At 66.5% G+C, this 13,569-nt stretch carries 14 protein-coding genes and 2 riboswitches; of the genes, 11 read left to right on the forward strand and 3 right to left on the reverse strand.

Annotation, left to right across the window (positions count from 1 at the left end):
• Window positions 1-10 precede the first annotated feature (10 nt).
• Window positions 11-2,494 carry a helicase-associated domain-containing protein gene (locus FDW83_RS15805; RefSeq protein ID WP_138139039.1) on the reverse strand — a complete coding sequence of 828 codons (2,484 nt, stop codon included), beginning with the start codon at window positions 2,492-2,494 and terminating at the stop codon, window positions 11-13.
• A gap of 10 nt (window positions 2,495-2,504) precedes the next feature.
• Window positions 2,505-2,738 carry a hypothetical protein gene (locus FDW83_RS15810; RefSeq protein WP_138139040.1) on the reverse strand — a complete coding sequence of 78 codons (234 nt, stop codon included), beginning with the start codon at window positions 2,736-2,738 and terminating at the stop codon, window positions 2,505-2,507.
• Window positions 2,739-2,953: 215 nt separating this feature from the next.
• Between FDW83_RS15810 and FDW83_RS15815 the strand changes: the two genes are divergently transcribed.
• Complete coding sequence (locus tag FDW83_RS15815; protein ID WP_138139041.1) at window positions 2,954-3,337, forward strand: cold-shock protein; 384 nt, start codon at window positions 2,954-2,956, stop codon at window positions 3,335-3,337.
• Window positions 3,338-3,343: 6 nt separating this feature from the next.
• On the forward strand, window positions 3,344-3,979 hold the full coding sequence (locus FDW83_RS15820) for a DUF3027 domain-containing protein (RefSeq protein WP_138139042.1): 636 nt from the start codon (window positions 3,344-3,346) through the stop codon (window positions 3,977-3,979).
• An 80-nt stretch (window positions 3,980-4,059) separates the two neighbouring features.
• Here the strand turns inward: FDW83_RS15820 and serC are convergent, their stop codons facing one another.
• Entirely contained in the window at window positions 4,060-5,190 is a 1,131-nt protein-coding gene (gene serC / locus FDW83_RS15825; RefSeq protein WP_138139043.1) for a phosphoserine transaminase, read from the reverse strand.
• A 282-nt stretch (window positions 5,191-5,472) separates the two neighbouring features.
• On the opposite strand from serC, the gene FDW83_RS15830 reads away from it, so the two are divergent.
• The 9 genes from FDW83_RS15830 (at window position 5,473) to fdhD (ending at window position 13,503) form a co-directional block, all read left to right on the forward strand.
• Complete coding sequence (locus tag FDW83_RS15830; protein ID WP_138139044.1) at window positions 5,473-6,168, forward strand: metal-dependent transcriptional regulator; 696 nt, start codon at window positions 5,473-5,475, stop codon at window positions 6,166-6,168.
• Window positions 6,169-6,271: 103 nt separating this feature from the next.
• Window positions 6,272-6,514, forward strand: a riboswitch (cyclic di-AMP (ydaO/yuaA leader).
• Window positions 6,515-6,524: 10 nt separating this feature from the next.
• Complete coding sequence (locus FDW83_RS15835; protein ID WP_138139097.1) at window positions 6,525-7,346, forward strand: M23 family metallopeptidase; 822 nt, start codon at window positions 6,525-6,527, stop codon at window positions 7,344-7,346.
• A 112-nt stretch (window positions 7,347-7,458) separates the two neighbouring features.
• Window positions 7,459-7,654, forward strand: a riboswitch (cyclic di-AMP (ydaO/yuaA leader).
• Between the two features lie 70 nt (window positions 7,655-7,724).
• The gene (locus tag FDW83_RS15840) at window positions 7,725-8,408 is read left to right on the forward strand and encodes a C40 family peptidase (protein ID WP_138139045.1); all 684 of its coding nucleotides are present in this window, start codon (window positions 7,725-7,727) and stop codon (window positions 8,406-8,408) included.
• A gap of 161 nt (window positions 8,409-8,569) precedes the next feature.
• Window positions 8,570-9,349: an NlpC/P60 family protein gene (locus FDW83_RS15845; protein ID WP_138139046.1), complete on the forward strand. Its 780-nt coding sequence runs from the start codon at window positions 8,570-8,572 to the stop codon at window positions 9,347-9,349.
• Window positions 9,350-9,649: 300 nt separating this feature from the next.
• Window positions 9,650-10,150, forward strand: coding sequence for an HNH endonuclease (locus FDW83_RS15850; protein WP_138139047.1), 501 nt, complete (start codon window positions 9,650-9,652; stop codon window positions 10,148-10,150).
• Between the two features lie 59 nt (window positions 10,151-10,209).
• Window positions 10,210-10,869, forward strand: coding sequence for a molybdenum cofactor guanylyltransferase (locus FDW83_RS15855; RefSeq protein WP_240721017.1), 660 nt, complete (start codon window positions 10,210-10,212; stop codon window positions 10,867-10,869).
• A gap of 16 nt (window positions 10,870-10,885) precedes the next feature.
• Window positions 10,886-11,179, forward strand: a complete 294-nt coding sequence (locus FDW83_RS19220; RefSeq protein WP_171027588.1) for a DUF6457 domain-containing protein — start codon at window positions 10,886-10,888, stop codon at window positions 11,177-11,179.
• Entirely contained in the window at window positions 11,176-12,555 is a 1,380-nt protein-coding gene (locus tag FDW83_RS15860) for a molybdopterin molybdotransferase MoeA (protein ID WP_138139048.1), read from the forward strand. Before FDW83_RS19220 ends, FDW83_RS15860 begins: the two co-directional genes overlap by 4 nt.
• 69 nt (window positions 12,556-12,624) lie before the next feature.
• Window positions 12,625-13,503, forward strand: coding sequence for a formate dehydrogenase accessory sulfurtransferase FdhD (gene fdhD, locus FDW83_RS15865; protein WP_138139049.1), 879 nt, complete (start codon window positions 12,625-12,627; stop codon window positions 13,501-13,503).
• The last annotated feature ends 66 nt before the right edge of the window (window positions 13,504-13,569 follow it).

A 13,569-nucleotide genomic window follows, 5' to 3' on the forward strand; every position in this document is an offset into this window, starting at 1 on the left:
GAAAAGTCCTTCACTGGCGCAGTTCCTCTGCGGCCTCAATATCGATGATCCGGTGGATGGACAGGACACGTTCGGTTTCCTTCGCGGGGTCAAACACCCGCACGCGCCCGCCGCTTACCGATATGGGAACAACCACTTCGAGGTTGGCATTCCCCAGGCTGTCCACCACGTTCATGCTGATCCGCTGTTTGAGCCTGATGGCGCGCTGCAGCGCTTCCAGTCCCAGCTGGGTGGCGGTTTCGCTTCCGTGGCGCCCGCCGGCGGAGTGTCCGACGGCGGGACCGGCGCGGCGCAGCACGGCCAGCTGGGCGTCCACGTCCTCGGGGGCCGGCGCGGAGCCGGGCGGGGTATAGACGGGGCGGAGGCTTTCCTGCGGGGCAGTGGTGCGGCGGAGCCGGAGCGAGGGGTCCTCCACTCCGTCAACCGAAGGCGAGAGGCCAAGGCTGCGCAGGACCTGGGCAGCTTCCCGCGGCGGTGCCGTGGACAGCAGCACCGTAGGAGCGATCTGGACCAGGCCCAAAGCTGCCGCGCGCGGTCCCGAGAGGAGATCGAGAAGCGCTGCGGCGTCGTCGGACTGGATGAAACTGGCGGCCTGCCCCACCCGGAGCCGCCCGTGCCGGGACGCGGTGTCCTCCACCAGGTATTCAAGGGGCTGCGGCACGGCGGTGGCGGAGTGCTCACGGAGGAACTCCAGCAGGCCGGCAGCGTCGTAACCCGAGTCCAGGGCACGCCGGACGGAAGCCTCCGAGAACCTGTAGATGGTGGCAGGTCCCTGGCCTTCGGGCTCCGCCATGACCAGCAGCTTTTCGGCCAGCCCGGGGGCAAGATAACCCGGGGCGACGGCCGTCAGGTCCGCCTGCAGGAGGACGTGGTTCAGGGCGGCCGGCAGATGCTCTCCCAGGATGGCCAGTGCGGCATCCGGGTTGTCCTCGGCGAAGGCGCTGCCCAGCTGTGTCAGCGCACCGGACCCGACCAGGCCGAGCAGTTCCGCTTCGGCGAGGATCCCGCGGATCAGCGAGCCGAAGCGGCGTGCCATGCGGGGCTGGGCCCATTCCGCACGCTGCAGGACGGCGGCGGCGTCAAGCACAGGGGCAGCCCCGTCAGGGGCTGCCGCCTCCATGGTCAGTTCGTGCAGGATCTCCAGGACGCGCTTCCTGATTACTGGCGCGTCCGGGCGCTGCGGCTCGGCGGACAACGCCACGATGGTGCTGCCGGAGGCCGTCCGGTGGCCCGCCGGCACGCCCTGCGCCCCGTTCACCGGCTGGCCCACCAGCGACGGCACCCGCTCGCTGGCCAGCCACGCGTTCACCAGCCACAGCCACTGTTCCTGCCGCGGCAATCCGAGCCACTCAAGCTGCTCCGGCTGCACCCAGGTTGAGGAATCCACATCCAGACGGATCAGGCCGGCAAGTCCGCACAGTTCCAGCAACAGCCCCACCCGAGACTGGTCAATCCGGAGCACCTCGCCAAGCCGCCGGGTCTCGCGCACGCCCACACCGCCGCTGCGCAGTGTTGCCAGCGGCTGGTCCCGCACCGCGTGCAGCAGCTCACCCACCAGCCGCAATGTCTCGGAGATGGCGCTCATGGCCGCGTTCCGCCGCAGCATCGCGGTGGTCCTGCCCAGCTCGGGGACAGGCGGCGAGAGGGTGAAGTCATTGATGATCACGCCGCCGCGCAGCGACAGGCCCACGCTGTGCGGCAGTTCGACATGGGCGGCGTCCAGCGGCACCAGCAGGCCGCGGGCCAGGAGCCAGTCGACAGGCCCGACGTCGGACGCTTCCGTCAGCACCGAAGCCTTGCGTTGCGCCTGGGGGACGGCACCCATGGCCCAGTTGCGGAACCTGGCGAGCAGCGCCGTCGTCCGTTCCGGTGCTCCGGCGAGGATGTCCCGGAGGGCCTCCGGCGAGGACGTCCAGTGCTGCAGCGCCAGGGCAGCTTCCATGGGGGTGGTGGCGTCCCGGACCGCTGCACCGCTGCGGTGCAGCTCGGAGACCAGCTGGACAGCCCGCTGCGCAAACGCGGGCTGGAGCCGGACAAGCTCCGTGTAGCTCCTGCCCAAACCCGCAGGGTAAAGGCCCACCACGTCCTTCAGGCAGCCAACGGGGAGGTAGAAGCGCTGCTTCGCGGCGGAGGCCGGGGCTCCGTGCGGCGGTGGAACCCGATGGACCAGGGCAAGCTCTTGCAGCGCGCCCAGGATCTGTTCAACCCTGGCGATCGTCGCGCCGGAGATCATCTTCCGCAGGCCGGCGGCGGAGGCGCTGTGCTCCGTGTCCGTGTTGGTGCAGAGGTGGAGGGTCTCAAGGACCTGCATCTGCGGCCGGTTGAGCCGTTCGAGGGCCCGCTGGACGCTGACCCGCGAACTGGCGCGGGCGGCCAGCGCCGAAAAGTCCGGAACGGCCGGGGAGATAAGGTCCGGCCGCGCGGCGAACAGCGCCCGCAACGAATCGTCGCTGCGTGCCTCCAGGTCCTTGCTGAGCGCACGAATAAGGGACATCAGTCCAACGTTACCGCCGGTCAGTCTTTCCCGCCCGGCGCCGTCCGGCAACACTGTCCAGGACCAGGAAGAGCATCAGGAGGAACGCCACCGGCAGGCCGTACAGCGCCGTATAGGTGACCCAGACCGGCGCCACCGTATCGGCAAATGCAAACGCCATCACCGCTCCCACTGCTGCCAGGGAAAGCACGGCAATGACTGCGGCCCCGATCATGATGGGCCGCCGGTAACGCGAGGGAGTCATGGACGTAACGCTACCGCCCCGCCGGCACCGCGAGGTAACCGGGTGAACAGCGTTACCGGCGCCTCCGAAAGCAGGATCTGGCCACTGGGCAGGATAACCTTGAAGCATACAGACCAACACGGTTCGTGGCTGCCATACCCTGAACCCGCACAACAATGCGGATGCGGTGGCGGCCGGCCGTGTCTCATGACAGCAGAACGAAGAAGGTTGATTACGTGCCTACCGGCAAGGTCAAGTGGTATGACAAGGACAAGGGCTTCGGGTTCCTCGCAGGCGAGGACGGCCAGGAGGTCTTCCTGCCCAAATCGTCGCTGCCCGAGGGCGTGACGGAGCTCAAGGCCGGCACCCGGGTGGAGTTCGGTGTGGCCGATGGCCGGAAGGGCGCCCAGGCCCTGGGCCTGCGGGTGCTGGACAAGACGCCGTCCATCGCCAAGGCGAAGCGCCCTGCCGCCCGCGATCTTGCGCCGCTGGTGCAGGACCTGGTGACAGTGCTGGACAACTTGTCCGGCACTCTGTCCAAGGGGAAGTATCCGGAAGGCAACAAGGGCAAAGCCATCGCGGCCGCGCTGCGTAAGGTTGCCGACGAGCTGGACGTTTAGGCACCCATGAGCCCGGAAGCTGAACAGCCGGAGGCACAGGAAACATCCGGTTCCGCCCCGGCTCCCGCTGTGGCGCCGTCTGTGGCAGCCCCCAAAAGCGTTGCCAGGCGCCCGGCCGGGGTGCCCGTCTGGCGGACCGGAAAGCCGGACGCCTTCCTTGCCGCTGCCGTGGAGACGGCCCGCACCGCGCTGGAGGGCATCACCGCTGCGTCGTCCATCGGATCCCATCTCGCCGCGAAGAGCGAGGGTGACCGGCTGGTGACGCACCTGTTTGAGTCGAAGCTGGCCGGCTACGTGGGTTGGCAGTGGTATGCCGTGCTCACGCGCAATTCCCGCTCAAAGGTGGTCACGGTGAGCGAGCTGGGCCTGCTGCCGTCAGAGGATTCGATCCTTGCCCCCGAGTGGGTGCCGTGGGCTGAGCGCGTGCGGCCTGAGGACGGGCAGCAGCTGGATGAGGAGTCCCAGGAGACGGACGACGCGCCACAGGAGGGTGACGCCGCCGGCGGGGATCTTGGGGACGCGGACGCCGGCAGCATCACCGGCTCCGATGCTGCTGACGCTGATTACACTGACGCCGCCGCCGTCCCTCCGCCGTCGTCAGCGGACGACGGCGGAACGGACCAGGGCGCGGACGTCCCTTAGGCAGGGTCAAACGAACGGCGCCGCCCCGGGCAGGACCCGGGGCGGCGCCGTCGTGCTTCAAGCGCTAGGCGCGCGGGCTCCTACTTGCGCAGTTCGCCCACCACGAAATCGATGCTGGCAAGCAGCGCTGAGACGTCGTCCGGCTCGATGGCAACGAAGGTGGCGATACGCAACTGGTTGCGGCCCAGCTTGCGGTAAGGCTCCGTGTCCACCACGCCGTTGGCGCGCAGGACCTTGGCCACCACGGCTGCGTCCACGGACTCGTCGAAGTCGATGGTGGCGATGACGTTGGAGCGCTCGTCCGGGTTGGCGACGAAAGGGGACGCAAACCCGGAAGCCTCGGCCCACTGGTAGACACGGCCCGCGGAGTCCGCCGTGCGCGCAGCGGCGAAGTCCAGGCCGCCGTTGGAGTTCAACCACTGCACCTGGGCGTCAAGGGTCACCAGGGTGGTCAGCGACGGAGTGTTATAGGTCTGGTTCAGGCGCGAGTTGTCAATGGCGGTCTGCAGGTCCAGGAAGTCGGGAATCCAGCGGCCGCTTTCCTTGACGCGGGCAGCACGCTCCAGCGCGGCGGGGGAGAACAGGCCAAGCCACAGGCCGCCGTCGGATGCGAAGTTCTTCTGCGGTGCGAAGTAGTACACATCGCTTTGGGCAACATCCACGTCCAGGCCGCCAGCCGCGGACGTCGCATCAACCAGCACCAGCGAGCCCTCGTCGGCGCCCGCCACCCGCTTGACGGGGGCGGCAACGCCGGTGGAAGTCTCATTCTGGGGCCAGGCGTAGACGTCCACTCCTGCTTCCGCCTGGGGCTCGGGCCGGGTGCCCGGTTCGGACTTGATGATCGAGGAGGCATCCAGGAACGGTGCCTTGTTGGTTGCGGCGGCAAACTTGGAGCCGAACTCGCCGAAGGAGAGGTGCTGGGCCTTCTTCTCCACCAAACCGAAGCTGGCCACGTCCCAGAACGCGGTGGAACCGCCGACGCCCAGAACAACTTCATACCCTTCCGGCGCACGGAAGAACTGTGCCAGGCCTTCACGGACCGAGCCCACCAGGTTTTTGACGGGGGCCTGCCGGTGGGAAGTGCCGAGGATGTTCCTGGATGCGGCGGACAGCGCATCAATCTGCTCCTGGCGGACCTTGGAGGGCCCGGCGCCGAACCGTCCGTCCCGGGGAAGGAGATCAGCGGGAATAGTGATGCTGGGTTCGCTCACAGGGGCTCCAATTTCGGCGTGGACACGGCAGGGTCCGGGCGGGTATTCGGTAACTGGCGGGCAGCCTGCAACGGCTGCACCTGAGGCCGATCCCATTCTGCCTGAACAGCTCTTGACACGGGAACCGAAAGCGTCATAGTCCAGCCACTGAGACGGGGTCACACGCCCGTTCCAACTATTCGGACTAAGTCAAAATAGGCTAAGCTAGCCAACGGACTACGTCGCAGTAAAAGGCGATGCGGTGGGACTACGCAAGGTACTGCGCTCGAGGAGCTGAGCTGGATGACGGATCTGATCGACACTACGGAGATGTACCTTCGGACCATCCTGGAACTTGAGGAAGAGAACATCATCGCCCTGCGCGCCCGCATAGCGGAGCGGCTGCGGCACTCCGGGCCCACCGTCTCCCAGACCATCGGCCGGATGGAGCGTGACGGGCTGGTTGTGGTGTCCGGTGATCGGCACCTGGAACTCACCGAAGTTGGACGGAAGCGCGCCACCGAAGTGATGCGCAAGCACCGGCTGGCTGAGCGGCTTCTCGCGGACGTTATTGGACTCGACTGGGCGTACGTCCACGATGAGGCGTGCCGGTGGGAACACGTTATGAGCGAGCGGGTGGAACGGCGCATTTACGAGATGCTGGACCATCCCACGGAGTCCCCGTACGGCAATCCGATACCGGGCCTTGCCGCGCTCGGCGGTGAGGTTCCCGTGGCCCCGGCCGACGCCGCCGTCAACCTCCTCGAGGCTATGAAGTCCTACGGCCCGGCTTCTGCGGTGACAGTCAGCCGGCTCGCCGAACCCATCCAGGTGGAACCGGAACTGCTGGCCCAGCTCGACGAGGGCGGAATCCGCCCCGGGGCGGCAGTGGCGCTGGAACGAGTGGGCGACTACATCTCTGTCCGCGTCCCGGGCATTGACGGCGCGCTGGAGCTTCCGCCCGAAGTGGCCGCGCATGTTTTCGTGACGGTCAGCTAGCCTTTTTGCCTGCCGCGTGATGTTGGTTACGCGAAGATAACGGAATTGTTACTTTGAGGGTTAAGCCCCTATAGTTGAACCAAGCGTTGATACTAAAGCGTTACCTGATCTGGAGCCGAGCTCTGCCAGCGGATCAGGAGCACGAGCACTAACTGGCAGAGGCGGGGGAACCACAAGCGGCAGACGGGGGACTGCCTTGGGGTGAAGTCCGTCAGCAGCAAGCCTCTTCCAGTGAAGGAATCCCTCCGGGAAATCTCTGTGCCGAAGCTTGCTTACGGCGGACCGGGTCTTTGAACTCTCTGACCCGAATCCGACAGCTAACTTCGCAGGCTTCCAGAGAGGAATCCTTCTTGTCCATGCAGACCTCCCGGGGGCGCCGCCGCGCGGCCGGCCCCGCTTCTGCCCCCCGTGCGGCCGAAGTCATCCACTCGGAGCGCCCCCGCGATCTCCACCGTGATGCGCGCCGCCGCCGGGGTCCGTTTCGGCAAATTACCGAGTTTGCCTCCGCCAGCGGCATCGGCCAGAAGGCCGGCATCGCCCTCGCCGCCACCGGCATGGTCCTCACCGTGACCGTTCCTGCCACCAGCCCGGTCATGGCCACCGAGGATTCCGGCATTGCGCCGGTTGCTGCCACCTCCGTTACGCCGCAGCCGCCGATTTCCGCCGAAGCAGGGGCCCAGATCGACTTCAGCCGCTCCGCTGTGGTGACCCAGGCTGACCCGGACGGCAAACTCAAACAGCTCCTTAGCGCGCAGTCCGCGGGCGCTGTGTCCCGGGCCGCATCCGTGGGAAGTCTTGGTGCGCCGCTGGCCTCCCTGGTTACGGCGTCACCCTTTGGCTACCGGGTCAGCCCCATCACCGGCGGCTCCGGCGACTTCCACCGTGGGCAGGACTATGTGGCACAGTGCGGCACCTCCGTCCTTGCTGCCGCCACCGGCACCGTGACCTTCGTGGGGTGGCATCAGTACGGCGGCGGAAACCGCGTGGTGATCGATCATGGCAACGGCCTGGAGACCACCTACAACCACCTGTCGTCCTTCAACGTGACGGAAGGCCAGACGGTCTCCCGAGGCGACGTTGTGGCCCTCAGCGGAACCACCGGAGCCTCCACCGGCTGCCACCTGCACTTCGAGGTCCAGGTCAATGGCGAAGTTGTCGATCCCACTGGCTGGCTGTAGTCAAATGATCGCCAACTCTCGCATCGTTGTGACCGCTCGTGACCTGAATGTGACATTCGAGAGAAACTGCTGTACCGTCTAACTCGCGTCAACTTTTCAGAAGTTGACGCTCTTGTGCGGATTGCCTAACTCTGCCACCGCTCAAGGTCCGTTCGCATTTCATCGTCTGGCAGGGGCGGGGGAACCAATTTTTGGTCTTCGTCATGAAGGCCTTGGGGTTAAGTCGCAAAGCTTCCTTGGAAGCGGCGCGGCCGGGTGACTCCCATCCGAATCCGACAGCTCACCTCGCAGGCATTGGGAGAGGCTACCTTCGTGTCTTCACGCCATAGTTCTGCGCGCCACCGTGCGCAACCGGTTCGTACCAACCCTCTGGACGCAGTGTCCAAGGCTGTTAGTGCCAACGCCGGGACAGTAGGTCGCCAGGCTGCCGTCGTCGCAGCCGCTTCGGGACTTGTCCTGGGTATGGGGCTGCCGGCCAACGCTGCAGACACCACCGCTGGTGTCTCCGCTTCCACCGAATCCGGTCCCGCCACCGCCCTCGCCGTTACCGCGGCCCCCACCGCCACCGTTTCCTTCGAACGTCCCGTGGTCACCACGGTTGCCGCTCCCGTCGTTGCGCCGGTGACGGTCCAGTCCACGAACGACGAGGACGAGGACGAGGACACGGACACCGCTTCCAGCACCTCCGCAGCTGCTGAGAAGGTTGTGGCTACCGCAGCGTCCGCAGCCACCTCCGGCCTTGCAGCCATCGCCTACACCGGCATTGGCAGCCCGTACGTCTGGGGCGGCACCAGCCCCACCACCGGCTGGGACTGCTCGGGCTTCACCCAGTGGGTCTACGCGCAGGCTGGCATCAGCATCCCGCGCGTCAATGCCTGGACCGCAATGACCCCCACCTCCACCCCCCAGCCGGGTGACCTGGTCATGCAGAACGGCGGCGCGCACGTCGGCATCTACGTGGGCAACGGCATGATGATCAGCGCGCTGAACCCTTCGCAGGGCACGCTGCTCCACTCCGTGGCCGCTACGGGCACCTCCTCCTTCTACACCCTGGCTGGCTAATAGTTCTTGGGGCTTCGGCCCCAGGAACTATTTCTTTGCCGTCACTTTTCGCTGAATCACAATCCCCGTTCGGGACGCGCCGACGTACCCCCAAGATGCCGGCGCGTCCAAAATCTCTCGGGCTGCCCACAGGCCCCCGAGGACATCGAAAGAGAGAACTGATGACTACTCGTGCTACCGCACGGCACCGCGCCGACGTCACCAAAACCAACTCCATCGCCATCATCGCCAAGGCTGTTGGCGATAACGCAGGCGGCGTAGGGCGCCAGGCCGCGGTCATCGCCGCCGCCTCCGGCCTGGTCCTAACGAGCGGCATCGCAGCCAACGCTGCCGACGCCAACATCCAGCGCGAATCCGCCCCCGCTTCTGCCCTGGAAGTTGAATCCGCGATCGAAACCCCCATTTCCGCGGCCTCCACGATCGCCATCACGTACGAAAAGCCTGCTGTTACCACCACGCCCGCTCCCGTCGTCGAGCCCGAGCCCGAGGTTGTCGAGGAGGAGGCACCGGCACCCGCACCGGCACCGGCCCGGGCAACGCAGGCTGCTGCAGCGCCGAAGGTTACGGCCACGGTCTCGGCTGCTTCCGCTCCGGCTGCGCCCGCCTCCGCCAGCGGCAAGGGCGCAGCGATCCTGTCCGCAGCCTATGCCCAGCTTGGCGTGATGCAGGACTGCACCATGCTGGTCACCAACTCCCTCGCCGCCGTGGGCATCAACTTCCACGACTGGCCGGCAGGATACCTGTCCCTGGGCCGCACCGTGAGCGCCGCGGAGGCCCAGCCGGGCGACCTGATTTACTATGCCGACGGCGGCGCCGGTATGGCCCACATTGCTGTCTACGCCGGCAACGGCCAAGCCGTGCACGGCGGCTACAACGGCAACCAGACCGTTGTCTTTAGCGCCAACGTTGGTTCGGGCCCGGTCTTCATCCGCGTCAGCTAACGCCTTTGTTTTCCGGCCGGACGCCCCACCGGCCATTGAAGCAAGAGGAACCCTGCCAATCCGGCAGGGTTCCTCTTGCTATTTAAGGCTCATATGGGGAGCTCTCCAGGCGGCGCGGGAAGGCCTTCCGGCTGCCTCCATCGGGTTGCAGGTTTGGGGACGCGGCGGAGGCTGTGATAGTGCGATTAGCTGATAGTGCACTTCTTTGTTTACTCTTGTGGTGTCGATCCATAGCCCGAACATGCCGAGGGCAGCCGGCCCTCGTGCCCCTGACGGGTGCGGCCGTGAAGAGGTACGTGCATGCGCACTCTCGTTCTGAATGCTGGATATGAACCGCTGGCGGTTGTGACCTTCCGCCGGGCGCTGGTGCTTGTGCTCACGGGCAAGGCAAGCGTTGTGGCCGAAGGGGATGACCCCGTGGTTGGTCCCCAGGAGATACTGGGGCGCCCCTCGGTCATTCTCCTTAACCGCTACATCCGCCCCAGATACAACCAGGCCACGGCTGTGAGCCGCCGCGGGGTGCTGCGCCGCGACGGGCACAAATGCGCGTACTGCGGCAAGGCTGCCCACACGATCGACCATGTCCATCCGAAGTCCCGCGGCGGAGCTGACTCATGGGAGAACCTGGTGGCCGCCTGCCTCCGGTGCAACAACGCCAAAGGTGACCACACCCCCGCGGAGATGGGCTGGAAACTTCGCTTCGACCCCGAACCGCCGCGCGGCAGCATGTGGCAGATTAAGGAACTGGAAAAGCCCACACCCGCATGGGATCCGTTCCTGCTGCCCGAGCGTGCTGCCTAACGATCGTCCCTACGTCCGCGGATAACCCCGCCGCTTCCGGGAATCGCTAGGCTGGAACGGTGGACCACGACGCTCCGGAATATAACGCACTGATCCTTGCAGGTGGCCGGTCATCCCGGCTGGGTGGAGCGCCAAAGCAGCGCCTGGTCTTCCAGGGTTCCACCCTCCTGCAGCGTGCCCTTGATGCCGCCTCGGGCGCCCGCCGCATCGTGGTGGTGGGGCCTGACATAGAGCTCCTGCCGGAGGGTGTGCTTTCCTGCCGGGAACAGCCAGAGTTTTCCGGTCCCGCCGCCGGTATCGCTGCCGGTCTTGACGCCCTGGCCGGCGACGGGCACCAACCGGCGTATACGCTTGTCCTGGCGTGTGACATGCCGCTCGTAGCCGAGGCCGTTGAAGTACTGAAAGCCGCGCTTGCAGGACACGCCGGGATGCCGGATGCGGTGATGGCGTGCAGCGCTGATGAAGCGTCGGAAGGCCGGCTCCAACCGCTCGCTGCGTTTTATCGCACAGCCGGGCTACAAAAAGCGGTTGATGAGCTTGCAGCCAGGGGAGCCCTGGTCAACGGCTCAGTCCGCTCCCTCCTTGCTAGTCTTGACGTGCAGCTTGTCAGCGTCCCTGCTGCATCCACCGCAGACGTGGACAGTTGGGACGATGCCGCCGCACTGGGCATTGCCGCCGGGCGCCAGGACGGGTTCCAGGGCCGGCGTAACCAAAGTTAAACGTGGGAGGCAGTTCATGAAAAGCCAGGATGAAACGCTGGACGAATGGTGCAGGTCCCTGCTCCAGGCTTATGAACTCGAAGACGTCCAAGTGGACATCAACGCCATCCTGGCCCTGGCCGGTGTAGCCGCACACTCCGTTGTCCGCCCGGCAGCGCCGCTGACCACGTTCATCGCGGGCCTGGCCGCAGGACTGGCTTCCGGCCCAGGCAAAGCACCCGATGCCGCGTCCGTGGAGTCATTCCTCTCCATCGCCCGCTCGCTGGCAGCCGACTACGACTCTGAAGCCGCCGGGACTCCCGGCGAATGACCGAAGAAGTCCCGCCGGCAACCCGCCAACCCGAAGAGCAGGAAAAACACCACCACCTTGCCCACACCTGGCAGGAAGCCCGGGAGGCAGCCTTCGATGCGGCCACGCCGATCCCCGCCGGGCCGGTTGCACTCGAACTCGCGCTGGGGCGGCGCCTCGATGAGGATATTGTGGCGCTGCAGGACATGCCGCACTACGCCTCGTCAGCCATGGACGGATGGGCAGTTAACGGAACAGGGCCATGGATCCCGGTGGAGCCCGGGACGAGGCTGGCCCCGCACCAGGCCAGCCCCATCGTTACCGGCGGCCTGATCCCGCCCGGCGGCAAGGCCATCCTTCGCAGTGAAGCGGCGGTGCTGGGCACGGACGATGACGGTTTGCCGGTGCTGACCACCGGCGGGACCGCACGGCCGGGGGAACCGCGGGCGGGCCAGCACATCCGGAAAGCGGGGGAGGAGGCAGCGGAAGGGGAACTGCTGGTCAAAGCGAGCGTCGTACTGAATCCAGCACACCTGGCGTTGGCCGCCCTCGCCGGATACGACGAACTGCGGGTCCAGGGCAAGCCCCTGGTGCGGCTCCTCCTGACCGGTTCAGAGGTGGTGGCGCACGGGATTCCGGTTCCGGGTCAGGTGCGGGACACGTTTGGTCCACAATTGCCGGCAGTGGTCTCAATGTTGGGCGGGATTCCGGGCGGACAGCAAAGGATAGGCGACTCTTATCCGGAATGGCTTGCCGCACTCGAGGACGTTGTTCCGGAGGTGCCCGGAGCTCCGGACCTGCCCGCCGACGTCGTCATCACTACAGGTGGAACAGGCCGGTCCGGCACTGACCACCTGCGCCGGGCAGTGGCGGAACTGGGAGGCCGGCTGGTCATCGACGGAGTGGCCATGCGCCCCGGACACCCGGCCGTCCTGGCTGAACTGCCCGACGGCCGGTTTGTTGTGGGCCTCCCCGGCAACCCGCTGGCGGCCATGATGGCTCTTTGTACTATTGGTGGGCCGCTGCTCGCAGCGCTCGGCCACGGCACCATGCCCCCGGTCCGGGAGGTGCCCTCCGGAACGGTGATCGAAGCCGATCCCGGCCGCACCCGCCTGATGCCGTTCCGCCTCCTGTACGGCATGGCGTCACCGGCGCAGCATGCCGGGCCGGGCATGATGCGCGGACTGGCCGCCGCGGACGGAGTCATGGTGGTACCGCCGCATGGGGTGCAGCTGGGCGAGCCCGTACCCGCCTTCGCCCTGCCCTGGGGCCCACCCATACCCGAACCCGCCGATGCCGCCGCCAAGGCCAAACCGAAAACCGCCGGCCGGACTGCCAGGACGGGTGCCAGGAACGCTGCGGCCGGACCGGTGGACTGGAGTGCCCTCCTTGGCTGAAGCCGGCGCACCGGTTGAGCCCGTCTCCTGAGGTTGCAATGATGGAACTATGAACAGGCGGGGTGGAACATGGGACGCGTGACGCAGCGCCGGAAGGTGCATAAATATTTGCTGGACGGCTCACCCAAGGCCCTGGAATTTCCGGTCCGGCACCGGGAGGACGTCCTGGCTGTCGAGGAGCCGCTGGAGATCAGGCTGGGCCGCATGTCCTTCTCCGTCACCATGCGCACTCCCGGCGACGACTTCGACCTGGTGGCCGGCTTCCTGGTGTCCGAGGGTGTCATTTGGAGCCCTGACCAGCTTGTTTCCCTGCGTTTCTGCGCCGGCGAGGACGAGAACGGCGTCCAGACGTTCAACGTGGTGGAGGCCCAGTTGCGGCCGGACGTTCCCGTTCCGGACACGGGGCGCAACGTCTATACGTCCAGTTCCTGCGGTATCTGCGGGACGGATTCCATCGAGTCCGTCCGCAAATCCTCGCACTACAGCCCGGCGCCGGATCCGGTGACGGTGGACGCCCACGTCCTTGCGTCGTTGCCCGCCCTGCTGCGGAAATCCCAGCGCGTCTTCGAGGACACCGGGGGAGTGCACGCTGCCGGGCTCTTTAAGATTGACGACGACGGCGGCGTGCGGCTGCTCTGCCTGCGCGAGGACGTTGGCCGGCACAACGCCGTGGACAAGGTTGTGGGCTGGGCACTGCGTGAGGGCCTCCTTCCGCTGCGCGGCACGGTCCTGCAGGTTTCCGGAAGGGCATCCTTTGAGCTTGTCCAAAAGGCTGCACTGGCAGGAATTCCGGTTCTGTCCGCCGTCAGCGCGCCGTCCAGCCTGGCTGTGGAGCTTGCCGAAGCGAGCGGGCTGACGCTGGCGGGATTCAGCCGCGGCACGAGCATGAACGTCTATGCGGGCGACGCCCGGATCATCCGGCCTGACGTCCGGCAGCCGGTCGCCTGAAGCGCCCCGGAAACGGTTCCGGATGTTGCCGGAAGGGGTTGGATAAGAGGCTACTAGCGGGTAGAT

It is taken from the genome of Pseudarthrobacter sp. NamE2, from assembly GCF_005796205.1.
GTDB lineage: Bacteria > Actinomycetota > Actinomycetes > Actinomycetales > Micrococcaceae > Arthrobacter.